The organism is Roseateles koreensis (assembly GCF_028595305.1).
GTDB classification, from domain to species: domain Bacteria; phylum Pseudomonadota; class Gammaproteobacteria; order Burkholderiales; family Burkholderiaceae_C; genus Paucibacter_A; species Paucibacter_A koreensis.
The window spans coordinates 201,208-224,916 of the sequence record NZ_JAQQXS010000005.1 but is presented as its reverse complement, the minus strand read 5'-3'; the positions used below and the strand labels follow the sequence as shown (position 1 = coordinate 224,916).

General features: G+C 61.2%; 22 protein-coding genes. 10 read left to right on the top strand and 12 right to left on the bottom strand.

The window, feature by feature from the left end:
- Window positions 1–31: 31 nt before the first annotated feature.
- Complete coding sequence (locus PRZ01_RS07340; RefSeq protein ID WP_273596118.1) at window positions 32–751, top strand: hypothetical protein; 720 nt, start codon at window positions 32–34, stop codon at window positions 749–751.
- Window positions 752–783: 32 nt separating this feature from the next.
- Here PRZ01_RS07340 and PRZ01_RS07335 read toward each other — a convergent pair whose 3' ends face one another.
- Entirely contained in the window at window positions 784–1,686 is a 903-nt protein-coding gene (locus PRZ01_RS07335; RefSeq protein WP_273596186.1) for an EamA family transporter, read from the bottom strand.
- Between the two features lie 118 nt (window positions 1,687–1,804).
- A complete protein-coding gene (locus tag PRZ01_RS07330; protein ID WP_273596117.1) occupies window positions 1,805–2,362 on the bottom strand; it encodes an Lrp/AsnC family transcriptional regulator in 558 nt (185 codons plus the stop codon).
- Window positions 2,363–2,566: 204 nt separating this feature from the next.
- On the opposite strand from PRZ01_RS07330, the gene PRZ01_RS07325 reads away from it, so the two are divergent.
- The 4 genes from PRZ01_RS07325 to PRZ01_RS07310 all read left to right on the top strand — a co-directional run bounded on the left by PRZ01_RS07325 (window position 2,567) and on the right by PRZ01_RS07310 (window position 11,612).
- Window positions 2,567–6,121: an indolepyruvate ferredoxin oxidoreductase family protein gene (locus PRZ01_RS07325; RefSeq protein WP_273596116.1), complete on the top strand. Its 3,555-nt coding sequence runs from the start codon at window positions 2,567–2,569 to the stop codon at window positions 6,119–6,121.
- Between the two features lie 190 nt (window positions 6,122–6,311).
- Window positions 6,312–10,226: a response regulator gene (locus PRZ01_RS07320; RefSeq protein ID WP_276598083.1), complete on the top strand. Its 3,915-nt coding sequence runs from the start codon at window positions 6,312–6,314 to the stop codon at window positions 10,224–10,226.
- A 17-nt stretch (window positions 10,227–10,243) separates the two neighbouring features.
- On the top strand, window positions 10,244–11,191 hold the full coding sequence (locus PRZ01_RS07315) for a GGDEF domain-containing response regulator (protein ID WP_273596114.1): 948 nt from the start codon (window positions 10,244–10,246) through the stop codon (window positions 11,189–11,191).
- Between the two features lie 73 nt (window positions 11,192–11,264).
- Window positions 11,265–11,612 carry a hypothetical protein gene (locus PRZ01_RS07310; RefSeq protein ID WP_273596113.1) on the top strand — a complete coding sequence of 116 codons (348 nt, stop codon included), beginning with the start codon at window positions 11,265–11,267 and terminating at the stop codon, window positions 11,610–11,612.
- A 39-nt stretch (window positions 11,613–11,651) separates the two neighbouring features.
- Here PRZ01_RS07310 and PRZ01_RS07305 read toward each other — a convergent pair whose 3' ends face one another.
- The 7 genes from PRZ01_RS07305 to PRZ01_RS07275 form a co-directional block, all read right to left on the bottom strand.
- The gene (locus PRZ01_RS07305; protein WP_273596112.1) at window positions 11,652–12,239 is read right to left on the bottom strand and encodes a cytochrome b/b6 domain-containing protein; all 588 of its coding nucleotides are present in this window, start codon (window positions 12,237–12,239) and stop codon (window positions 11,652–11,654) included.
- Window positions 12,236–12,526, bottom strand: coding sequence for a PepSY domain-containing protein (locus PRZ01_RS07300; RefSeq protein ID WP_273596111.1), 291 nt, complete (start codon window positions 12,524–12,526; stop codon window positions 12,236–12,238). Before PRZ01_RS07300 ends, PRZ01_RS07305 begins: the two co-directional genes overlap by 4 nt.
- A gap of 37 nt (window positions 12,527–12,563) precedes the next feature.
- Window positions 12,564–13,250: a Fe2+-dependent dioxygenase gene (locus tag PRZ01_RS07295; protein ID WP_273596110.1), complete on the bottom strand. Its 687-nt coding sequence runs from the start codon at window positions 13,248–13,250 to the stop codon at window positions 12,564–12,566.
- A gap of 51 nt (window positions 13,251–13,301) precedes the next feature.
- The gene (locus PRZ01_RS07290; protein WP_273596109.1) at window positions 13,302–15,602 is read right to left on the bottom strand and encodes a TonB-dependent receptor; all 2,301 of its coding nucleotides are present in this window, start codon (window positions 15,600–15,602) and stop codon (window positions 13,302–13,304) included.
- Between the two features lie 116 nt (window positions 15,603–15,718).
- Window positions 15,719–16,138 carry an ExbD/TolR family protein gene (locus PRZ01_RS07285; protein ID WP_273596108.1) on the bottom strand — a complete coding sequence of 140 codons (420 nt, stop codon included), beginning with the start codon at window positions 16,136–16,138 and terminating at the stop codon, window positions 15,719–15,721.
- A gap of 10 nt (window positions 16,139–16,148) precedes the next feature.
- Window positions 16,149–16,910 (bottom strand): MotA/TolQ/ExbB proton channel family protein, encoded by a 762-nt coding sequence (locus PRZ01_RS07280; RefSeq protein WP_273596107.1) that lies wholly within the window; start codon window positions 16,908–16,910, stop codon window positions 16,149–16,151.
- Window positions 16,907–17,629, bottom strand: a complete 723-nt coding sequence (locus PRZ01_RS07275; RefSeq protein WP_273596106.1) for an energy transducer TonB — start codon at window positions 17,627–17,629, stop codon at window positions 16,907–16,909. Before PRZ01_RS07275 ends, PRZ01_RS07280 begins: the two co-directional genes overlap by 4 nt.
- A gap of 23 nt (window positions 17,630–17,652) precedes the next feature.
- Here PRZ01_RS07275 and PRZ01_RS07270 point away from each other — a divergent pair, with 23 nt between their 5' ends.
- Window positions 17,653–17,946 (top strand): hypothetical protein, encoded by a 294-nt coding sequence (locus PRZ01_RS07270; protein WP_273596105.1) that lies wholly within the window; start codon window positions 17,653–17,655, stop codon window positions 17,944–17,946.
- A gap of 25 nt (window positions 17,947–17,971) precedes the next feature.
- Here PRZ01_RS07270 and soxR read toward each other — a convergent pair whose 3' ends face one another.
- The gene (gene soxR, locus PRZ01_RS07265; protein ID WP_273596104.1) at window positions 17,972–18,472 is read right to left on the bottom strand and encodes a redox-sensitive transcriptional activator SoxR; all 501 of its coding nucleotides are present in this window, start codon (window positions 18,470–18,472) and stop codon (window positions 17,972–17,974) included.
- A gap of 75 nt (window positions 18,473–18,547) precedes the next feature.
- Here soxR and PRZ01_RS07260 point away from each other — a divergent pair, with 75 nt between their 5' ends.
- Complete coding sequence (locus tag PRZ01_RS07260; protein ID WP_273596103.1) at window positions 18,548–19,603, top strand: questin oxidase family protein; 1,056 nt, start codon at window positions 18,548–18,550, stop codon at window positions 19,601–19,603.
- Between the two features lie 16 nt (window positions 19,604–19,619).
- Here PRZ01_RS07260 and PRZ01_RS07255 read toward each other — a convergent pair whose 3' ends face one another.
- Window positions 19,620–20,492 (bottom strand): DUF535 family protein, encoded by an 873-nt coding sequence (locus tag PRZ01_RS07255; protein WP_273596102.1) that lies wholly within the window; start codon window positions 20,490–20,492, stop codon window positions 19,620–19,622.
- A 286-nt stretch (window positions 20,493–20,778) separates the two neighbouring features.
- Window positions 20,779–21,366 (bottom strand): HD domain-containing protein, encoded by a 588-nt coding sequence (locus PRZ01_RS07250; RefSeq protein WP_273596101.1) that lies wholly within the window; start codon window positions 21,364–21,366, stop codon window positions 20,779–20,781.
- 206 nt (window positions 21,367–21,572) lie between these two features.
- On the opposite strand from PRZ01_RS07250, the gene PRZ01_RS07245 reads away from it, so the two are divergent.
- The 3 genes from PRZ01_RS07245 (at window position 21,573) to PRZ01_RS07235 (ending at window position 23,570) form a co-directional block, all read left to right on the top strand.
- Window positions 21,573–22,142, top strand: a complete 570-nt coding sequence (locus PRZ01_RS07245; protein WP_273596100.1) for a cytochrome b — start codon at window positions 21,573–21,575, stop codon at window positions 22,140–22,142.
- A gap of 155 nt (window positions 22,143–22,297) precedes the next feature.
- Complete coding sequence (locus PRZ01_RS07240; RefSeq protein ID WP_273596185.1) at window positions 22,298–22,897, top strand: YceI family protein; 600 nt, start codon at window positions 22,298–22,300, stop codon at window positions 22,895–22,897.
- 103 nt (window positions 22,898–23,000) lie between these two features.
- Window positions 23,001–23,570: a YceI family protein gene (locus PRZ01_RS07235; protein WP_273596099.1), complete on the top strand. Its 570-nt coding sequence runs from the start codon at window positions 23,001–23,003 to the stop codon at window positions 23,568–23,570.
- Window positions 23,571–23,709 lie beyond the last annotated feature (139 nt).

Here is a 23,709-nt window from a genome sequence, read left to right as displayed (position 1 = left end):
CTTTAACCCGATACATGATCAGAGCCCTTGAATGAAGCAACGTGCCATCGTTTTATTCTGCAGTGTGGCTGCAGCTTGTTTCAGTGCCCCGGCAATGGCTGATGAGGGCGATGCCGCCCCCTTCAAGCTGACTGCCGGGCTGTACGACTACGGCAGCAGCCAGGGCAAAGACCTGAACCTGCGCTGGCGCGGCCACGACAGCGATGCCTGGGTCGGCTATTACCAAGACCCAGACTTCGGCAAACAATGGCGCGCTGGCCTCGACCACAGCTTCACCTTGAACGATTGGGCGCAGCTGCAACCCTCCTTGCAACTGGCCACGCAAGGGTTTATCGGTGGCAGCATCAATCTGCAACTGGGCACCACCTGGTACACGGTGATGGGCTTAGGGCGCACCAATGTGCGGCCCTATTTCAATCTCAATTTCGACCCCAACGACGCGATCACCGCAGGCGTGGGCTGGCAAGGCGCGCAAGGGCAAAACCTGAGCCTCACTCTGATTGCCGATGACCGCCTGGGCACCGGGCAACGCCATGTGCATGCGCTGGCACGCTGGCCGGTGAACGGGGGCGACCGCCTGACGGTCGACCTGCTCTACAAGCAAGGCATGGGCGACGCGGGTTATGTTTACGCCTGGGGGCTGAGCGTGGCCTACGATTTTCCGCACTGGTTCATCCGCCTGACGCGCGACGGACAGCAGAACTTCTCAACCCAGGACGCGGTGCGCCTGGCGGTGGGCACGCGGTTCTAAGACTATCCACACGGTCGCAGAACCGGCTTGCATCAACCCTTCACCACCGGCTGCGCCGCCCCCACGCCACGGCGCCAGGGCCGCAGGGGCCACAACAGATTGAGCGCCAGGCCTGACAGCACCAGCGCGGCTGCCACCATCTTCCAGGCCGGCAGGCTTTCACCCAGCACCCAGGCCGCCGTACTCATGCCAAAGATGGGCACCAGCAGGGCCATGGGCACCACTGTGGCCGCAGCATGGCGTGCCAGCAGCCAGCCCCACACGCCGTAGCCGAACAAGGTATTGCCCACGGCCTGCCACACCACCGCGGCCCAAGTGACCGCGTCGGCCCGGGCCAGGCCTTGCGCCATCACCGCCTGCCCTTCAAAAATGAAGGACAGCAACAACAAGGGCGGCACCGAGAACAGGCTGGTCCAGACCATGTAGGCCAACATATTCACCCGCCCCGCCGCCTTGCCCACCATATTGGCGCACGCCCAGGAGAACGCCGCCGCCAGCACCATCAACAAACCCAGCGGCGTGGCGCTGCCATCGGTATGGCGCGCAATCACGGCAATGCCCGAAGCGGCCAGCAGCAAGGCCAACCATTGGTAGCCCTGCACCCGCTCCCCCGTCACACGCATCGCCAGAAACAGCGTGAAAAACACCTGAGTCTGAATCACCAAGGAGGCCAGCCCCGGCGAAATATGACCCCGCATGGCCAGGAACAGCAGCCCAAACTCCCCCACCCCCAACAACAGGCCGTAGCCCATGAGATTGCGCCAGGGCAGCTGCGGCTTTTTCAGAAAAAAGATGGCCGGCAAAACGGCAAACGTGAAACGCAGCGCGGCGAACAGCAGGGGAGGCAAGGCATTGAGCCCCACGCGAATCACCACGAAATTGCTGCCCCAGACGGCCACCACGGCCAGTGCCAGCAAGAAGTGTCTGAAGGGCAGGCGAGCGTGTTGAGAAGACATGGGATGCACAAGCAAGTTTTGAAAGCAGAGGCTGATTGTGAGGGCGATACGGGCACCGGCTTGCCCCAAAGCTCACGGCCCCCCCCTCTTTGCAGATTCAGCCGCCCCGACCCATCTCTAAATGCCCCAGAGGCGTGAGCGCCCCAGCCTTCACCTCGCCCAGCGAGAAGCTGGTGTGAACGTCCTTGACGTTGGGCAGGTTGAGCAGGGTGTCGATCGAAAAGCGCGAGAACGCGTCCAGGTCGGTTGCCATCACCTGCAGCTCAAAGGTGCCCGCGCCCGAGATGTAGTGGCAGCTGATCACCTCGGGCAGGCCGCGCAGCGCCTCTTCAAGCGCCTTGGTGCTGGCGCCGTTGTTGCGGTCAGCATCCACGCGCACAAAAGCCAGCACACCCAGGCCGACTTTGCGCCGGTCGATCTCGGCCCGGTAGCCGGTGATGTAGCCCTGCTCTTCCAGCCACTTGACGCGCCGCCAGGTGGGCGCGGCAGACAGGCCGATGCGGGTCGCCAACTCGGCATTAGACAGGCGTGCGTCACGCTGCAGCGCCAACAAGATGGCGACGTCATAACGATCCAGCCCAACGGACTGACCGGAAGGCGCAGCCACCTCTTCACGCTCAAGGGTTTTTACTGAAGTTTGATTTTTTGAAGCCATTTCATATCAATCAAAACGATTTGAGCAAGATTGTTGCTCAAGTTGAACTATTGCGGCTACAAATAGCAAGCACCACGCGCAGGCCTTTTCATACACTGCCGGAGCCGGTAAAAAGCCGGTAGCACCGCTCGCACCGCAGCCACAAGCCGCCGTGCGAAATGCCCTGCCACTGCCGCAGCCACAACAGCCCTGGAGCACGCCCACATGAACGCCCCCCTGCCCGAACACCTCTTGCGCGCCCTGGACACCGTCACCCTGGACGACAAATACGCGCTGGACAGCGGCCGGGCTTTCATGAGCGGTGTGCAAGCCCTCGTACGCCTGCCCATGTTGCAACGCACCCGCGACGCGCTGGCGGGCCTGAACACCGCCGGCTTCATCTCCGGCTACCGCGGCTCGCCGCTGGGTACCTACGACCAATCCCTGCAGGCCGCCAAGAAGCATCTGGCCAAGCAACACATCGTCTTTCAACCCGGCGTCAATGAAGAACTGGCCGCCACCGCCGTGTGGGGCAGCCAGCAGCTGGACCTGTTTCCGGAGAAGAACAAGTTCGACGGCGTGTTTGGCCTCTGGTACGGCAAGGGCCCGGGCGTGGACCGTTGCATCGACGTGTTCAAGCACGCCAATATGGCCGGCACCGCCAAGCACGGCGGCGTGATTGCCGTGGCGGGCGACGACCACATCGCCAAGAGCTCCACCGCCGCGCACCAGAGCGACCACGTGTTCAAGGCGGTGGGCTTCCCGGTGTTCTTCCCGACCAGCGTGCAAGATATTCTCGACATGGGCGTACACGCCTTCGCCATGAGCCGTTTCTCAGGCCTGTGGTCGGGGCTCAAGACCATCCAGGAAATCGTGGAGAGTTCCGCCTCGATCGATGTGGCCCCAGACCGCGTGAAGATCATCCTGCCGGAGGATTTCCAGACGCCCGAAGGCGGCCTGCACATCCGCTGGCCCGATGCACCGCTGGAGCAAGAAAAGCGCTTGATGGATTACAAGTGGTACGCCGCGCTGGCCTACATCCGTGCCAATAAGTTGAACTACAACGTTATTTCAACGCCACAAGACCGCTTCGGCCTGATCGCCAGCGGCAAGGCCTACAACGACACCCGCCAGGCCCTGTACGACCTCGGCCTGGACGACGACACCTGCCGCCGGCTGGGCATCCGCCTGCACAAGGTCAATGTGGTGTGGCCGCTAGAAGCCACCATCACCCGCGACTTCGCCCAGGGACTGGAAGAGATTCTGGTGATCGAAGAAAAACGCCAGATGATTGAGTACCAACTCAAGGAAGAGCTGTACAACTGGCGCGGCGACGTGCGCCCCCACGTGCTGGGTAAATTCGACGACGAAAAGGGTGACGGCGGCGAATGGAGCATGCCCAACCCCAGCAGCCATTGGTTGCTGCGCCCGCAGGCCGACCTCACACCCGCCATCATCGCCCGCGCCATTGCCAAGCGCCTGAAAAAGCTGGGCGTGGACGCCGATGTGGAAGCCCGCCTGAACGAGCGGCTCGCCCTGATCGACGGCAAGGAGAACGCGCTCAAGTCCGAAGAAAAAGCCGCCGGCGGCGCCGACCGCACACCCTGGTTCTGCAGCGGCTGCCCGCACAACACCTCCACCCGCGTGCCGGAGGGCTCGCGCGCGGTGGCCGGCATTGGCTGCCACTACATGGTCAGCTGGATGCCCGGGCGCCACACCGCCACCTTCACGCAGATGGGCGGCGAAGGCGTGCCTTGGGTGGGCCAATCGGCCTTCACCCACGAAAAACACATCTTCGCCAACCTGGGCGACGGCACCTACTTCCACAGCGGCCTGCTGGCGATCCGTCAGAGCATCGCCGCCGGGGTGAACATCACCTACAAGATTCTCTACAACGACGCGGTGGCCATGACCGGCGGCCAGCAAGTGGGTGAGCGGGCCGAGGGCCACACCGTGCTGCAGATCATGCAAAGCGTCACCGCCGAGGGCGTGAGCAAGTTGGTGATCGTGACCGACGAGCCGCAGAAGTACGACGGTGTCGCCCTGTTGCCCGGCGTGACGGTGCACCACCGCGACGAGTTGGACGCCCTCCAGCGTCAGTTCCGCGAGATCACGGGCACCAGCGTCATCATTTACGACCAAACCTGCGCCACCGAAAAGCGCCGCCGCCGCAAGCGCGGCAAGCTGGTGGACCCGGCCAAGCGCGTGGTCATCAACGACTTGGTGTGCGAGGGTTGCGGCGACTGCAGCGTGCAGAGCAACTGCCTCTCGGTCGAGCCGCTTGAAACCGACTTTGGCCGCAAACGCCAGATCAACCAAAACAGCTGCAACAAGGACTACTCCTGCGTGAAGGGCTTTTGCCCCAGCTTCGTCACAGTTGAGGGTGGCGCGCTAAGGAAGCCCAGCAAAGAAGGCCGCCGCAGCGCCTTTGACCCGCAACTGCCCGCCGTGCCGCAACCACTGGTGCCCAATGCCGACACCGCCTGGGGCATCGTCGTTGCGGGCGTGGGCGGTACGGGTGTCATCACCATCGGCCAGTTGCTGGGCATGGCCGCCCACCTTGAAGGCAAGGGCGTGATCACGCAAGACGCGGCCGGTTTAGCCCAAAAAGGCGGCTCAACCTGGAGCCACATCCAAATCGCCAACAGCAATGAAGCCATCCATTGCACCAAGGTTGGCACCGCCGAGGCCCGCTTGGTGATCGCCTGCGACGCCATCGTGGCCGCCAACAAGGCCACCCTGGCCGTGATGCGCGAGGGCCATACCTATGTGGCGCTCAACACCCACGGCTCACCCACAGCCAATCTGGTGAACGACGCCAACTGGAGCTTCCCCGGCGCAGCCTGCGAGAGCGCCGTGCGGGCGGCGGTGGGCGCCAGCCAGTTGGGTGTGTTTGATGCTGAAGAAGTGGCCGTCAAGCTGCTCGGCGATTCGCTCTACACCAACCCGCTGATGCTGGGCTACGCCTGGCAGCAAGGCCGCATCCCGCTCAGCTACGCGGCCTTGATGCGCGCCATCGAGTTGAACAATGTGCAGATCGACAACAACAAGCAGGCCTTTGAATGGGGTCGCCGCTGCGCCCACGACCTGGCCGCAGTGCGGGCCTTGTTCGCGGCCAGCCAAGTCATCAACATCGTCAAGCGCCCCGGTGTGGACGAACTGGTTGCCAAGCGCGTCGCCTTTCTCACCGACTACCAGAACGCCGCTTACGCGCAACGTTATCTTGCCCTGGTCGACCAAGTGCGCGCCGCAGAAAAGCCGCTCAACACCACCCGCCTGAGCGAAGCTGTGGCCCGCTACTCCTTCAAGCTGATGGCTTACAAAGACGAGTACGAGGTGGCACGCTTGCACAGCGACAAAAAGTTCACCGATCAGATCGCCGCCCAGTTCGAAGGCGACTACAAAATCGTGCACCATCTGGCGCCGCCCCTGTTCGCCAAGAAGAACGCACAAGGCGAATTGGTCAAGCAACAAATGGGCGCCTGGATCCGCCCCGCCTTCGGCCTGCTGGCCAAGCTCAAAGGCCTGCGCGGCACGGCATTCGACCTGTTCGGCCATACCGAAGAACGCAAGACCGAGCGCGCCCTGATCGACGAATACCGCGCCAGCATCGAAGCCATCCTGAGCAAAGGCCTCACAGCTGAGCGCTTGGGCTTGGCCGTTGACATTGCCCGTATCCCCGAAGAGATTCGGGGTTATGGCCATGTGAAAGCCCGCCACCTCCAGGCCGCGCGTAGCAAGTGGGAGGGCTTGATGGCGCAGTGGAAGCAGGCCCGTTGAGCGAGTGCGGGGCCACAACAGCAGGCCACTTGCCGAATTTCATTAAAGATCCGATTTGACGTTCGTCATCAACTTTGTCTGCTTGCGTGTTGGCGAAGAAAAGGGCCTGTATGTAGGCTCATATGCGATGTCATTGAGGCTTTCGAGGCATGAATAATGTGGGGGCCTTAGAAACGAACATGGGACCGCTATGGTTGCTGCTCCGTTGGGAAAGGATGAGCCCGGGCGCCTGAAGGCGCTGCTCGACCTCAACGTCCTAGACACCGGGCCTGAGCCGGAGTTCGAGGCGCTTGTGCAGGCGGCGGCGGCCGTGTGCGATGTGCCGATTTCCCTGGTCAGCTTGGTTGACTTTGATCGCCAGTGGTTCAAAGCCAAAGTTGGATTGCCAGAGGCCGAACAAACGCCGCGAGACGTTGCGTTTTGTGCGCACGCCATCCTAGAGGACGGTCTGTTTGAGATCGACAACGCGTTGGACGACCCGAGGTTCGCCAGCAACCCATTGGTCGCCAGTGATCCCTACATTCGCTTTTACTGTGGCGCCAACCTGACTTTGAGCAGTGGTGAGAAAGTTGGAACGCTGTGCGTCATCGACCGCAAGCCAAGACACCTCAATGACCATCAGCGCACCGTATTGAGACTGCTCGCCCAGGCCGCAACGGCCGCCTTGGAGCGACGGCGTGACGCCCTGGAGTTCTTCAAAACTGAGGCCAAGTTTCGCGCCTTGAGCGACGCTTCTCCGCTGGGCATCTTCGCTGCCAATGTCGAGGGTGAATGCACCTACACCAATGTGCGGTGGCAGGAGATCCATGGCCTGACGCTATCGCAGAGTCTTGGGCGCGGCTACAGCCAAACACTGCACCCCGAGGATCGCGACCGCGTCCTGGAGGAGATGCGCACAACCCTCAGAGCGAACCAGGATTTTCGCCGCACGTACCGTTTACAACCAGCATATGGCGTAGTGCGTACCGTGCGCGCTTGGGTTAAGCCTGTTGTCGGCAACGACAAAGAATTGATTGGCTTTGTAGGTTCGGTCGAAGACATTACCGAAACCATGGCTATCGAGAAGGCCCTGGAGGCCGAGCGCCAGTTCCTGGCCTCAGTCATCGAAGGCACCGGTGCAGGCATCTGGGAATGGAACGTCGGCACCGGGGCCGTGAGGTTGAACGAGCGGTGGGCGAGCATGCTCGGTTACACGCTGAGCGAGTTGAGCCCGGTCGACATTTCAACATGGCAGCGTCTTTGTCACGAAGAAGACTTGGCCGCGGCATTGACGGCCCTGACCGAGCATTTCGACGGCAAGATTGCGTATTACGACTGCGAGTTGCGAATGCGGCATCGCCAAGGCCACTGGGTCTGGGTTCAGGCGCGCGGCAGCCTGAAGTCAAGGCTTGAAAACGGCGATCCGGAGTGGATGGCAGGCACTCACCTTGATATCTCTGAACGTAAGCAAGCGCAAGCCGCATTGTTGGAGCGTAACCGCTTCATGCATACCCTCGTCGAAGTACTGCCAGGCTTGGTGGCGTACTGGGATACAAGTCTGCATTGCAAGTTCTCAAATAGCGCCTATCAAGCGTGGTTTGGCAAATCAGCTCAGCAGATGAACAACATCTCGTTGGCCGAATTGCTGGGCCCGGAATTGTTCGCGGCGAACGAACCCTACATCAACGCTGCTCTGCGTGGCGAAACACAGCATTTCGAGCGCTCCTTGACGAAATCAGATGGTTCGCTCAGCCATACTTGGGGGCACTACGTGCCCGACAAAGACGTCAATGAGGTGCGGGGATTCTTTGTGCTGGTGGCTGACATCACCGAGATCAAGCAGGCCCATCTCGCGTTGCAATCCTTGAACGATGAGCTTGGGCTTAGAACCCGTCAAGCCGAGTCTGCAAGCGCGGCCAAAGCCCAATTTTTGGCCAATATGAGCCACGAACTGCGCACGCCGATGAACGCTGTGCTGGGCATGCTGCAGTTGATGAAGCGCACTGATCTGACGCCGCGCCAAGCCGACTATGTCGACAAGTCACAACTGGCGGCGAAGACGCTGCTGTCCATCCTGAACGACATTCTCGACTTCTCCAAGATCGACGCTGGCAAGATGACGCTGGATCCTCAGCCCTTCCAATTGAGTCAATTGCTAGACGATCTTGCGGTGATCGTTTCGACCAATGTGGGCGACAAGAACATCGAAGTCTTGTTCCAGATTTCCGATCAAATTCCCAACAACCTTATCGGCGACGCATTGCGCCTTAAGCAAATTTTGATCAATCTGGCGAGCAATGCGATCAAGTTCACGGACAGCGGTGAGGTTGTGATTTCCATCGATTCGATCGCCAACGATGAGCAGCGTGTGGTGGCCAAATTTTCGATTCAAGACTCAGGCATTGGCATCCCGCCGGACAAGCTCGAAACGATCTTTGAAGGGTTTTCGCAAGCCGAAGCCTCAACCACCCGCAGATTCGGTGGAACGGGGCTGGGCCTGGCCATCAGCCAGCGCTTCGTGGCTTTGATGGGCGGTCGCCTGACCGTGCACAGTGAGCTTGGCAAGGGCAGTTTGTTCAGTTTTGAAGTCACTTTCGAAAAAGTAAGCACTCTCGCTGAACCTCAACGCATTTCACCGTTACTCAAGGCATTGCGGGTACTGGCAATCGACGACAACGCGGCGTCGCTCGACTTGCTTTGCGCCTACGGGCATGAGTTTGGCTGGCATGTGCAGGTGGCATCCAGCGGTGCGCAAGGTTTGGCCAAGCTGGCGGACGCGACCGCAAACAAGCAACCCTTTGACGTCGTTCTGGTGGATTGGAACATGCCAGCAATGGATGGATGGGTGGTGTGCGAACGCATTCGAGGCCTCACCAACGACAGCCAGCCTGTGCTCATCATGGTCACCGCGCACGGCCGTGAAGTCCTGTCAAAGAAGGCTGAGCATTCAAATAGTTCCTTGGACGGATTCCTCGTCAAGCCAATAACACCTTCGATGCTTCTGGAGACAGTCACCGAAGCAAGCGTGAAAATGAAAACGAATGGCGAAGTTGCCCCCCGGACCGGCCACGTCAGTGCCATGTTGCTCAAAGGCCTGAGAATTCTGTTGGTGGAGGACAGTCCATTCAATCAGCAGGTTGCCACCGAACTGTTGAGCGACGAAGGCGCCGCCGTTTCATTGGCCGAAGACGGCTTGGCCGCTGTCGATGCGGTGCGGTGTGCACAGCCTCCATTTGACCTCGTGTTGATGGATGTACAAATGCCCAGGATGGATGGATACGAGGCCACACGCAAGATTCGACGTGAGCTCGGGCAGGTGAAGATTCCCATCATTGCCATGACCGCCAACGCGATGCCGACCGACCGTCAGGCATGTCTTGATGCAGGCATGAATGACCACATCGGCAAGCCCATCGATTTTGCTGAGTTGGTTGAAATCGTCCAACGTCACACCCATCGCTTGAGTCCAGCGCCGCTCGAACACTCGCCACCAAGATCAGATGAAAATTCTCACGGTGGTCAGTCCGTGCTGGACATGCCTCTGGCGTTGGTCCGTTTCGGAGGCCGTGAAGCGCTGTTGCAGCGCAGTATCCGAACCTTGATCGCGGCGATTGAATCATTGCCGAAGCAAATGCATGAAGAGGGCATTCGGGACAGCTCAGCGGCCATTCGACTGCTGCACACCATCAAAGGCAATGCTGGCATGACAGGCGCTGTGTTGTTGGCGGACGTTGCGGGCAAAGCAGAGGACCGTGCTGAACAGCAGGCAAAGTCAGGTGATCTCTCGCCGCGCTTTATTGAAGAGCTTCTTCGCAGCATGGATGCCGTGGCGCAACAGTCCGTAGAGGCGCTCAAGGCCTACCTGGCACAGCACGCGCCATTGATGGATCAAACTGCAGTTATCGACCGGCCGGTCGCGCGCCGCGACATGCAACGCCGACTCGAAAATTTGAGCACACTTCTGCATGATGGAAATATGCGCGCAATCGATGAGTTTGATTCATTGCGTTTCGATTTAGGCAGGGTCCACGGCGGTGAAATAGCTGAGTTGGATGCAGCGATCGGCAGCTTAGACTTTCAACTGGCCTTCAAGCTACTCCAAAAATTCCGGAAGACAGCACCGTGAAATCAGGGTTCATAGACTTGCCCGACGACATCGAAGAGGATGCATTGGCCCCAGTGCGCCGCTCGTCGGTCTTGATCGTGGACGATCAGGCGGCGGTGCTACAAACGCTCTATCAACTCTTCAAGGACACCTATGAGGTGTTCGTCGCGACCAGCGGAGCCCAGGCACTGAGCAGGGCCAAGGTGAATCCGCCCGACCTCGTCCTTCTCGACATGGTAATGCCTGGGATGACGGGAATGGAGGTATGCCGGCAATTGAAAGAAGACCCGGAGACCCAGAACATTCCGGTCATATTTCTTACAGGAAATTGCAGCGTCGACGACGAAGCGCGCGCCCTCGATGCAGGGGCGGCTGACTTCATTTCTAAGCCTTTCAATCCAAGAATCGTCTCAGTCCGTGTCAATACGCAGTTACGACTCAAGGCCAAGTCGGATCTCCTCAGACGCATTGCACGGACTGATGCCTTGACGGGCCTGGGCAATCGAAGGCACTTCAACAGCACGTTGTTCAAGGAATGGCGACGCTGCGCACGCAACTCGCTGCCTATCTCACTGGTATTCATCGACGTCGACTTCTTCAAGCGATTCAACGACATCTACGGGCATCCGATGGGCGACTATTGCCTGTCTTCGGTTGCCTCGGCCATGAAGTCGCGCATGTGGAGGCCCGCCGACTTGCTGGCCCGATTTGGGGGCGAGGAGTTTGTTTGCCTGCTGCCCGAAACTCCGCTCAAAGGTGCGATTCACAAGGCACAGGAACTTGAAGCTGCGGTGCGCGACTTGGCAATTTCACATGAGGGCTCAAGCGTTGCTCCGGTCGTCACCATCAGTCTTGGCGTTGCAGCGGCTCTGCCCGCCCAAGGAGATGATCCCGAGACGCTGATTGATGCAGCCGACCGAATGCTCTATGAATCGAAGGCGGGGGGGAGAGGGCAAGTCAGATCTGTTGAAATCACAAGCGCCTGAAGGGGAACCAAGTATTGGGGGTTACCGTATGAGGCAGCATGGTAAATACATCATCCGAGTAGACGGCCGTGTCATGTCAGTTAGCTATATCGGCGCATGGAATGTGGAAGCCGTGCTGGCTTTGCACGCGGACGCCAAAAAGCTTTGGGGCGTATTTAACGACGAGCCGTGGGCCATGTTGACCGACGCGACGCTTTGGGACGGTGGCACGCCGGATGTATTTCAGCGATGGTGGGAGTTTTTTACCGACGCTGCAAGCCATGGCATGACGACAGTCACTGACGTATTACCCTCGTCTTTTCATGCGGTGATGGTCAAAGACCTCGCCCAAAAAGCGTCCCAGATATCCAACTATCGACATAGCGCCAATATTGAAGAAGCCGTTAGATGGTTGGGCAGCCAAGGGTTTCGCAAAGGCTGAAGGCCTAACAAGTTCTAGCAAGAGTCCGCAAAACCACCGTCAATGACTGAAGGTTTGCTTGCCCCTCGCCGGAACTTTCTTTCGCCCACTCACCATCGCCACGACCAGGTTCTCGCGGCTGAGCCAGCTCATCATGGCCACGCCGCACAGGTGCAAGCAGAGCAGTAACGCCAGCAGCCAAGCCAAGCCGCGGTGCAGCGCATCAAGCCAAGCATAACCCCAGAGCCAATCGGTGGTGTAGAGAAAGCCCGTGAGGCTGCACAGGCCTACACAGGCAAGCAGGGCGATCACCATCCATCCACCCAGGGGGTTATGCCCCAGGTAGTGCGGCGCCCGATTAGCCGCCAGCTTGCGTGCGTAGGCCAGCGTGGCCGCCGGATCGCGCACGAAGTTGGCGAACCTGGCGTAGCTGCTGCCCACAAAGCCCCAGGCCAGGCGCAGCGCCACCACCGTGGCTGCCGCGTAGCCCAGCGCATGGTGATTGGGATGAAAGCGGAACCCGGTGGCCCAGGCTGCGATGACGCTCACGGCCAACAAGACGTGCAAACCGCGCACTGCGCGATCCCAGACGCGGACCTCGGCGCTGGCCTCAGCGTTGGTCTGAGTCCCGGTTCGGACAGAGGTCACTTTTTCTCCGGCGCCGAGTTGGGTTCGATGCGTTCAAAGGTCTTGGGGTTGAAGAAAGCCTCGACGCGCTCGCCCTTGGCGTCAAAGCCGTACACCTCATAGCAGGTGCTGAAGGTCTTAACTTGGCGGATGCGCCAACCCTCGGCGCTTAGTTTGTGCTGCAACTCCATTTGGGGGCGCCACTCTTCTTTGGGAATTTTGGGGCAGCTCACATCGCCGTGGGCATGGGCGCCAAAGGCGACGGTGGCCAGCAACAGCGCGGCAAGGGAATGGTTGGTTTTGGTCATTTCACAAGGTCCTCTTGTATCTTGTCGATTGCGGAGCTCAAAATTCGAGCCACATACGCAGCAGGTTGTGATAGCTGGCGGTCAGGCCGATCACCGCCGGATCGCTCTCGCCCATGCGGCTGCGCAGGCTCATCAAATGAGTGTCCATGTCGAAGAGCAGGCGGCGTTGCTCGTCGCTGCGCACCATGCTGTGGATCCAGAAGTAGCTGGCCAGGCGGTACCCCCGTGTCACCGGCTCGACCCGGTGCACCGAGTGGCCGGGGTAGAGCACCATATCGCCCGCCGGCAGCTTGACGCGGTGCTGGCCGAAGGTGTCTTCCACCATCAGCTCGCCGCCGTCATACTCGTCCGGGTCGGCGAAAAACACGGTGCAGGAGACATCGGTGCGCACCCGGCCAGTGCCGTCGCGCAGGTAACGCACGGCGCTGTCCACATGGTTGCCAAAGCTGTTGGCCTCGCCGCCATAGCGGTTGAACAAGGGCGGCGAAATCTGCTTGGGCAAGGCCGCTGAAAAGAACAACTGATGGCGCTGCAAGCCCTGCAGCACCATTTTCTGCAAAAGCTGGGTGGCCTCGCAGCCCTCCGGCAATTGCTGGTTGTTCTTGGCCTGGGCAGATTGCTCGCCCGCCGTAATGCGCCCGTCGCCCCAAGGGGCTTGAGCCAGGATCTCACGCGCCTGACGCAACTCGTCGGGGGTGAGTACATTTTTGACGTGCAACAGCATGGTGATGGTGCCTTGTCCGCTCAGGGTTCGTGAAGCCGATGAAACGTTGGGTTAGAAGCGCACGCCCAGCGTCATCCGCAAGGTGCGTGCCTCTCCCGGCGTGTAAAAACCGGGATAGAGCTGGTCGCCGTAGACTTTGTCGGTCAGGTTGTTGACGTTGAGCTGCGCGAAGAAGTCTTCGGTCGGCTTGAACTCGACCATCGCGTCGTACGCCACATAACCCGGTGCCCGTGCGGTGACCGACGCTGCCGCCGTGCCGCCTTGCAGCGGCCGGTTCTCGGAAGCGCCGCGTGCGCCACCCGCAATGCGCAGTTTGGGCGCCAGCTGATAGCTGAGCCAGGCCGCACCGCTGTGCTTGGGCGTCAGGCCAACGTCGTGGGTCAGCAGAGTGACGGCCGATCCCGCCTTGTCGATCTTGGCTTCTTGGATGAAGGAATAAGACACATAGACCTCCAAGGCCGGCGTGATGCGCCCGGTGATGTCGAACTCCAGCCCTTGCGAATGCCGCTTGCCGCTCAACACCGGGTAGGTGCCGGCAAAGTCGGAGTCGGTCGTGCGCTCGTTGTACTTCTCGGTGCGGAAAAGCGCCGCGCGGGTGGACAACTGGCCATTCAGCCAGTCCAGCTTCGCACCCAACTCGACATTGCGGCTTTGCTCAGCCGGCACGTTGGCGATTTGCTGCGTGGTGTACTGGTAGGTATCGGCCGAGGTGTTGAACGAGGTGCCGTAAGAGAAATGGTAAGACTGGCTCAGGCTGGGTTGGTACAGCACGCCGCCGCGATAACTCCATAGCTCAGGGTAAGACAAATTGGATGGCGTCACCGACGTAGGGGTGGTGGCCGTCGTGTTGTTGGCGTAAACATTGCTGTGCATATCGGCCTTGAAGCGGTCGTAGCGCAGGCCGCCCAGCAGCTTCCAATGCTCGGTCAGCGAGACCAGGTCTTGCATATAGGCGCCAACTGAGGTGCCGGTGAAATCGCTGGTTTGGCGGTAGGTGGGCAAGGCCGCTGTCACACGGCCGTTATTGGGGTCGCCCACGCTGACGCTGCCCTTGTTGTAATTGGTCAGCACCGAGCCGTAAGCGCCGAAGCGGGTGGCTTTTTCATAGGCGGCGTCCACGCCGGTGATCACCTCGTTGCGCAGGCCGAACCACTCAAACCGATTGCTGTAGTCGCTTTGCAAATAGGTGCCGTCGATATCGTCTTTGCGCGGGGCCAGGCCCACGGTGCTCAGCAGCGTTGAGTCGGTCACGGAGGCTGCCGTAGAACCTGTCGGGTAGCTGGCGGTGGTGCTCCACGAGTTGCGCTTGTAGTCGCCCTTGCGGAACTGGGTGCGCAGGGTACCGCCATCAGCAAAGCGGTGCGTCCATGACGCGCTGCCGTACAGCGCCTCCCCCTTCAGAAAGTCGCTCGCGGTGCCGTAGAAGTTTTGCGCCGGTATCTGAGCCGCCACGCTGCCGCTGAGGTAGCGCAGGTTGGACATGGGCACGTTGTCGACCTTCAGATAAAACAAGCCCACATTGAATTCATCCGCGCTGTCGATGCCCCAGCTGAAGCTGGGCGCCACGCCGTGCTTGTTGACCTTGGCGCCGTTGTTGTCGGCGGTGGTGTTCATCGCGTTGACACGCAGCGCCGCTGATTCGCCCAGGCGCACATTGAAGTCGCCGGTGGCGCGCACATAACCCCCTGTACCGACGGTTGTGACCACATCGCTTTGATCCAGCAACTCGGGCTTCTTGGTGACCTGGTTGATCACGCCGCCCGTCGAGCCGCGGCCGAACAGCATGGAGGCGGAACCACGCATCACCTCGATGCGGTCGTAATTGAAGCTGTCGCGGTCGTATTGCGAGGGATCTTTCATGCCGTCGATCAGCAGGTCGCCCGTGGTGGCCACGGGGAAGCCGCGCATGCGGATGTCCTGGTCGGTGCCGTTCTCGGTGGCGGCAAAAGTGATGCCGGCGGTGTAGTGCAAGGCCTGCTTGAGGGTGTCGAGCTTGGCGTCGTCGAGCAGCTTTTCCGTCATCACCGTGATGGACTGCGGAATGTCCCGGATGTCTTGCTGGCCCTTGCCGATGGTGGTGGTGGTGGTTTGCAGGTTCTGCTTGGTGTCGTCGGCCGCAGCGGCCTTGACGCGCACCGCGGGCAGCACCACTTCGCCGGGGGCGGTTGAAGCGGCCAAGGCGGGCGGCACGGGCACCGTGCTTTGCGCGAAGGCCGAACCCACCATCAGGCCGAAGCCGGCGGCAAACGCACCCAGCGGCAGCAGCGCCGGTGCGCAAGTGAGGCCGGGCTTGGCCAAGGTGGAGGAAGCCGGCAGGGCGCAGGCCGCCGTTTCAGGGAATCGCGAGGACATGAGAGGCTCCAAATACTTGGGGGTTCTTGATGATTTGGCTTGCTCTTCGGGTGCGCCCGGTTGGCTGGCTGGAAAGGGGGTGGGAAGGGGGAATTTCAAAGACTCAGTTCAAGGCATCAAGGCTGATCGGCCTGGCTCACGAAGCCGACTTTGGTCAAGCCGGCCTTGGCGGCATCACCCAGGGTTTGAGCCACAAATTTGTAGGGCACGTCCTGGTCGGCGCGCAAATGCACTTCGGGCTGAACGGGCTTGCCGCCCTCGGACGCGAAGCGGCGCGCGGCTTCGGCGCGGTCCACGGCTTGGCCGTTCCAGAACAACCGGCCGGCGGCATCGATGGAGAAGTCAATCTTCTCCGTGGGGGCGCTGAGCACCTGGGCGCTCACCCGCGGCAGTTCCAACTTGACTTGATGGGCCAGCAAGGGTGCGGTGACGATGAAGATCACCAGCAACACCAGCAGCACATCGATCAGCGGCACCATATTGATCTCGGCCATGGGCGCGCGGGCGTTGCGCGCGTCAAAACTCGCAAAAGCCATCATGCGCTCCTCAGGCCGCCAAGGGACGGATGCTTGCGGCCGGCTTGGCGGAGGCCGCGCCCGCTGCGCTCATCGGCGAGCCCATGGCCACAAAGGTGTGCACCTCGTAGGCAAAGGCATCCAACTTGGAGAGGATCACGCGGTTGGCCCGTGTCAACCCGTTGTAGCCCATCACCGCCGGGATGGCCACGGCCAGGCCGACGCCAGTCATGATCAAGGCCTCGCCCACGGGCCCGGCCACCTTGTCCAATGTGCCGGCGCCGCTCAGGCCGATGGCCACCAGCGCGTGATAGACGCCCCACACCGTGCCGAACAGACCCACAAACGGCGCGGTGGAACCCACTGTGGCAAGCACCGTCAGGCCGTTTTCCATCTGCGTCATTTCTTCATCCAGCACCTTCTTGATGGTGCGGGTGACAAAGTCGCCGGCGGTGCCCGCTTCTTCGAGCTTGGCGGCGCCATAACGCGCATGATGAGCCTGGGCGTGCATGGCATGGCTGATGAGATGCGAGAAGGGGTCGCGCGCGCCGTGGGTGGCAATTTCACCGGCCACGGCGTCCAGGGATGAGGCATTCCAGAACAGGCTCAAGAACCGCTCGCTGCGGCGATTGCGCAGCACCAGGGCCAGCCCTTTGATCACGATGATGGTCCAGGAGACGATGGACATCCCCAGCAAGATCAGCAACAGCGTCTTGCCAACCGCGTCGCTTTGCCCGATGAAATGGGCGAAGCCCTGCGCAGACTCTTGGTTCAAAATTTTTCTCCAATTCAAAGTACGAAGTCAACGGTGATCAAGGCCCAGCCTGCGGTTGGCTGCCCGTTCTCCGAATAGGGCTTGAAGCGCGCCCGGCTGGCCGCCGCAGTCGCCGCCTCATCCAGCAGCGGGAAGCCCGTGCTGCGGTGAATCTGCAAGGTTTGAGGAAGCCCGGCGGTGTCGATGTACACCCGCACGATGGCCGTGCCCGCCTCACGCCGGCGCTGCGCGGCACGGGGGTACTCAACCCGCAAGGGCACGAGGTATTGCACGGCAGAGGCCGGAATCAGCTTGGGCGGCGATACAGCCACGTGCGACTGGACGGGGGCCGCTGTCGAACTGGGCAAGGATGCAGCTGAGGCTTGCCCCTCCAGCGATCCCACCGGTGCCGTGGATTTAGCCTCCACTGGCGCCGGCACCGCGAATTCGGGCGTTAGCGCGGCCTGCGCTGGCGCAGCCGCCACCGGCAGCCGCCGGGGCTCGGCGCGCGCGGGCGAAACCCGGCTCGGCGCGGGCGGCTGCGCCAAGCGGGTAGGCACAACCGCCGTTGGCGCCAGCATCTCGACAAAGATGGGGGCCATCTCCAGGGATTTTTGAGGGGCCGCCACCGCGTGGCAAAGCACCCACGCTGCCCACAAATGCACGCCGGCAATACCCGCGAGCACGACACGCATCTGCCCACGGCTCAACAAGCCACTGCCCAACAAGGTGGAGCGCAGCGGCGAAAACGCAGGCATTGAATGAGTCACGGACATGCTGAATGAAAGTCTTGCAAACAAGAGGAGCGCGGGATGTGAACACCTGCGGCGGGCGCATCGCTTGGGGCGCCACCTCAAAAGCATCCCGAAATGCACCCAAAAGCGCACCCGAAAGTGCACCCACCCGTTGTGACACGCAGTTCGTCACACCGAATGTCATCTTAATTGAGAATCACTCTCATTTGCAATACAAATTCAAACCTTGGGCGCTCTGCGGCTTTTCCAAGCGCGGAGCTTCATGCGGTGAGGCGCACAAGAATCCCAAGGGATTCAGCCCTGTGGGGCACCGCAAATAACCTGAAACGCCCCACCCGATGAGCCCTATTTCGACCGACTGGGCGCGGCGGACGCATCCCCCAAGAGATAGCGGGCGCCCGCACCGTTGCACGAAGCTTGGTCAGCCGGGTTGTAGAGCGCGCATTTCTTCAAAGAAAGGCAACCACAGCCGATGCAGCCGGTGAGCTTGTCCCGCAGCAGCGTCAGCGCGGCGATGCGTGCATCCAGCATGGGCTGCCAACCCCTGGACAAGCGTTGCCAATCGGCCAGGTTCGGCGTGCGTGCATCCGGCAGAGAAGCCAGTGCCTGCCGAATCTCGTCCAGGCTCAATCCCAGCGCCTGCGCTGCGCGGATGAAGCCGACCCGTCGCAAAGTGCTGCGCGCATAACGCCGTCGCCCCGCGTCACTGCGGCCGCTGACCAACAGGCCGGCCGTTTCATAAAAGCGCAGCGCGCTGGCGGCCACGCCGCTGCGCCGAGCCAACTCGCCAATCGCAATCCAATCACCGTCCGCGGCATCGCCCGCCTTTGTTCGATTCTTTGCCATGTCACTCTCCTTTGCGCTTGACATCAAGTTAACTTTAACTTTGAAAATGAAGGCAAATCAATCACGGAGCGCGTTATGCCGACAAGCACCCCCTCGACCGCCGACATACTGCGGCGCCTGCTGGACGCCGACCAGGATCTCCCGCCGGAGTACAACAACGGGTTCGGCAATCACTTGCCCATGGCGTTGCAGGCACTGCAGGCGATGGGCGCCGACACGCTGCGCTTGCAACAGTTCCGCACGGCGTACGGGCAACACTTCAAGGGTCAACCCCGGCTCCTCGCCGAGGCACCGACGACTGATTGGCAATCACTGCGCGGCCATGGCGATGCGGCCTATGGCCCGCTGCGGAGCCACTTTGCGCAGGCGCTGGCTGACGTTGGCATGGCGGCCACGTTGCGACAGGCGCTGCCCGATCTGCTGCCGGGCATCACTGCCGCAGCCTTCCACGGTCTGATCCGAACTGCCCATGCAGTGGAGGCCGAGCACCACGGCGAGCTTGCGTCCGGCCTGGCTTACTGGGCGGCCCGCTGGCAGGGCCTGACGCCCGCAAGGGTGGCCGGGCCGCTGCTGGATTTCGAGAATTGGGCGGCGCAATTGGTGGCCGATGCGCCCACGACTTCAGTGAACGGCCCGTTGATCTCGGTGCGCATTGAGGCGGCCCTGCAAACGCCGGCCTATCAGCGCCTGGGAGCCGCGTTGTCACCGCAAAACGAGCTGCCGCAATTACTGCGGCGTCTGGCAGGCTTGGCGCTTGAGCGCTATCTGGTCAGCCGCAATTTCACCGTGCTGCACATGATCACGGGCCTGCGGGCACTGCGCGTGTTGCTGCCATGGGTTGAAGTCGAGATGCCCCTTGCGCAAGCGATCTTGGTGCAGGCTTTCACCGCAGCGTATCTGGCAGCCCGTGTGCTTCCTCTTGCGACCCCTCTGACCGAGCCCTCCGAGCAGGTCAGTCTGAGCTGGCCGTTACTGTGCAGGGCGGCCACCGAGTCGGACGACGAACATGTGGTCAAACTGGTGCACGCCTGCCGCGAGGAAGCGGCGTTCTACGGCGACCCTCGTTACCTGAGCGCCGCCACCTTGGTGCTGGGGGCCGCAGCCCGCACCAAGCATCTCTTGCCGCGTTGAAATTGCGGCGGGCGGGTCAACTTCGCCGTGCCGCCTTTACGCTGTCGGCCATGCCGCTGAACATCGCTTCCAGCAGCGCCAGCTTTTTGCGTGCCTCAGAGCGCTTTTTGGAGGGCAGGGCCTCGATGTCGATGAAAGGTGCGGCCAAGTTGGGCAGCTCGAAGTTGCCATCGGGACGGGGCGTGGCCTCCATCTCTGTCCAGGTTTGATCGTAGTTGGAGGTGATATGCCAACGCCGCCACAGATTGATGCTGATGCGGTTACGGTTGCTCACCAGCAGCACCGGTTGGCAGCCGAGCAGGTAGGCGAAATGCCGGGCCGCCAAGATCAGCAGGCCCGCCGGACGGGTGCTGTAGAGGTCTCGTGTGGCCTCACGCACCAACTCGCGCGCCTGCTCGGTGGCCTTGCCTTGCAGCCGCCCCACCATCAAGCAGGGCTTGCCGTCTTGCTCAAAAATCACCAGCGACGCGGCAAAGATGTACTCACCCTTGTAGATCAGGCGCAGGCACAACTCGCCCTCACGGTGCCCTTCGTGCAGGGCGCTCAGCTCAAGCGCTGCGACGGCGCCGGATTTACACGACAACTCGCACAGTTGAACCGGCTGCTGCGAAGCCTGCCGCACCCAATCGCTCAGCCCGAAAGCGCTCAAAAAACGGTAATGTGTGATGAGAATGTCGACCCGCTGCGCGCAATCAAGGCGCGTGGACAGATAGGGCCTATAAATCTTGCTGTGCGCAAAAGGAAATTGCACCAGCTTGTCGTGCAGGATGTCGCTTTGCTCGACGAACTCCAGCCAACGGCGGCTCTGCTTGGGGTGCAAAAGGCTGCCAAAGAAGATCTTGGCACGATCCTTGGGCTTGAGGGCTACCCGGGGGGGCTTGGAATTCATGGCGGGGCAGCAAGGGCCTGACAGTGGTCAAGCTTGAGATTGTCCCCGAGTTTGAACATCGCACAACGAAACAATGCGCAAACCCCAGCGCCCAAAAAACTAGGCCGACAACCTTCACCCTTGCGGGTGTTGATTGTCGGCATAGCGGTCCTCCCCTCGACCAATGCGCCGAGGTCCAGGCGGCGCATCAATCAGGGCTCAAGTATTCACCTGCAGGGTGCATTGCGCCATCCTTCGCAATAGGGATGCCGAAAGACATACCCCCTAAGTTGAGCCGAAGCCTCTCTTAAGCCACGGCCACACGGGCGGGCTGCTTGCTGTCGCGCAGTACATCGTCTAGCACGTCCAGGTAGTAGGCCAGCGGCGGCGTGCGTTTGCCCGGGTGTTTGGCCAGATCGTCCCAGCGGCGCAATTGCAGCGCGCGGCTGGCAAAGGGTTGCGAAAGAAAAGCAAAGCGCTCCTCGATGCTCATTGGCCCGCCTTGAAGCGCCAGAGAATGGCGCGACGCCAAGGTCAGGTTGTCACCATAGCCTTCATCGGTTGCGACCAGATAACGCTTGGCCTCGACGTGCAGGCGTATGGGCTCCAACACACTGGGGCCAAACCCACCTCCGGCCAAAAAAGTCAGCGCACTGCGCTCATGCTGGTCGTTACACAAGCCTTCGTCCGGCGCACCGCCCATCAACTGGCCCAGGTCGTGCAGCAAGGCCGCCGCAACCAAGGTGGTGTCGGCATGCGCCCATTCGGCCAGCTGCGCACATTGCAGCGCATGCGCGACGGCAGTCACAGGCTCCCGGCGGGCCAGCTGGTTGCCGTTGTAGAGCGTCGCCCCACGGCGCTTGAACAGCGCTTCAATCTTGCAAACAATATCCATGCGAGCCCACCCCAAGACGATGTACCCCCCTATCTTGTACCCAAGCTCATGACCCCGCCATGACATCCGTCTGCAGTAGGCTTGCAAGCGCTGGGGATTCAAATTCACTGAACCTTGGCGTCAAGCCACGTGAATCTGCTGGCCCGCTTCCCGGCAGACACTTGCGTTCAGTTCTGTTCAAGTCCGTCTCACCCACAAGGTCAGCCATGTCCTCATACCGCACGCCGTCGGCCCAGCCTGTCTCCATCGCCCGCTACAGCATGGTCGCCATCCTGCTGCACTGGATTTTGGCGCTCGCCATCGTGGCGGCGTTTGGCGTTGGCCTGTACATGGCGGATCTGCCCCTGTCGCCCACGCGGCTGAAGCTCTTCAACTGGCATAAATGGGCGGGCATCACCATCCTCGCCCTGTCGGCCCTGCGCCTGCTGTGGCGCTTGACGCACCGCCCGCCGGCCGACCTGCCCATGCCCGCCTGGCAGGCCACGGCAGCGCACCTGACCCATGGCCTGTTGTACGCCATGTTCTTCGCGGTACCGCTGGCCGGCTGGGCCTACAGCTCGGCAGCGGGCTTCCCGGTTGTGTGGTTCGGGCTGGTGCCCTTGCCGGATTTCGTCCCCAAAGACAAGGCCCTGGCCGACATCCTGAAAGACGCCCACGAATTGCTGGCCTGGACGCTGGCCCTGCTCGTGCTGATGCACCTGGGTGCAGCCCTGAAACACCAGTTGCTGGACCGCGACGGCTTGCTATTGCGCATGCTGCCCAGCCGCCAGCACTGATTGAAACTGCCCCGCCCCTAACCCTGGGAGTCCACACCATGACCCGCATTAACTCGGCCAAAGCTACGGCCCCATCCGCCGCCCCACACACAGCCCGTCACCGGGTGTGGGCTACCGCCCTGCCCCCCTTGCTGGCCCTTGGGGCCACAGCGCTCATGCTCTTTTCTGCGGCGCCGGCCCAAGCCAAGAGCAAGCCCGTGCTCACCACGCAAGACACCACAGCAGTTGCGGCAGCGCCGACCACAACAACGTCCGCGGCCAAATTGCTGGCCGCACAAAGTGAACTGAGCTTCACCAGCAAACAGATGGGCGTGCCAGTGAACGGCAGTTTCAAGCGCTTTGACGCGCAACTGACCTTCGACCCCAAAAAGCCCGAAGCTGGCCGCATTGCCTTCACCATCGACCTGGGCAGCGTCACGCTCGGCGCGCCGGAGTTTGACGCCGAGCTGGCCAAGCCGGCCTGGTTCGATGTCAAAAAATCGCCGCAAGCCAGCTTTCAAAGCGCGGCCATCAAAGCCTTGGGCGGTGGCAAGTATGAAATCACCGGCAAGCTGACCCTCAAAGGCCAGACCCGTGACCTGACCTTGCCCATTGCCTTGACGCAGTCAGGCAACACCACCACGGCCACGGGCGGCTTTGTGCTCAAGCGGCTGGAGTTCAAGGTCGGTGACGGCGATTGGGCCGACACCTCCATGGTCGCCAATGAAGTGCAAGTGAAATTCAAACTGGCACTCAGCGGCATCGCGCCGCTGTAACGCTTTAACGCTGTAACGCGGTATTACCGCAAGGCCGCCATTTTTCTTCCCTGACTCACCCCGCTCCATTTTTTTCACCGTTCCACCCAAGAAAGACTTGTTCATGAAAAAAGCTCTCCTTGTCGCCGCATTGGCTGCTGCAGCCGGCCTGGCCCACGCGGAAACCGCGACCTACGCGATGGACCCGACCCACACCTTCGTGACCTACGAGATCACACACTTCGGCACCTCCACCAACCGGGGTCGCTTCGACAAGAAAGAAGGCACCGTCCAGCTTGACCGTGCCGCCAAGACCGGCCGCGTGGAAGTCAGCTTCGAGCTGGCCTCGGTCAACACCGGCGTGGGCCCCATGAACAAGCACCTGTTGAGCGACGACTTCTTCTCTGCAGAGAAGTTTCCAACCGCCAAGTTTGTTGGCGACAAGTTCAGCTTCGACGGCGACAAGGTGAGCGAAGTCCAAGGCGAGCTGACCCTCAAGGGCAAGACCGCGCCGGTGACGCTCAAGGCCACCCACTTCAACTGCTATCAAAACCCGATGCTCAAGCGTGAAGTCTGCGGCGGCGACTTCGAAGCCGTCATCGACCGCACCCAGTGGGGTGTTGATTACGGCCTGGCCTATGGCTTCCCCAAGAACGTCAAGCTGATCATCCAAGTCGAAGCCGTCAAGCAATAAACCGGCCGTCTCCTGCAAAGCCCGCTGACTGTCAAGTTCAGCGGGCTTTTTCACGTCCAACAACAAACAGACTGTCGGTCGAACCTGCAGTTCACCCCCGCAGCTTCACCACGCATCGCCTGAACCGGGCGGGGGGCAA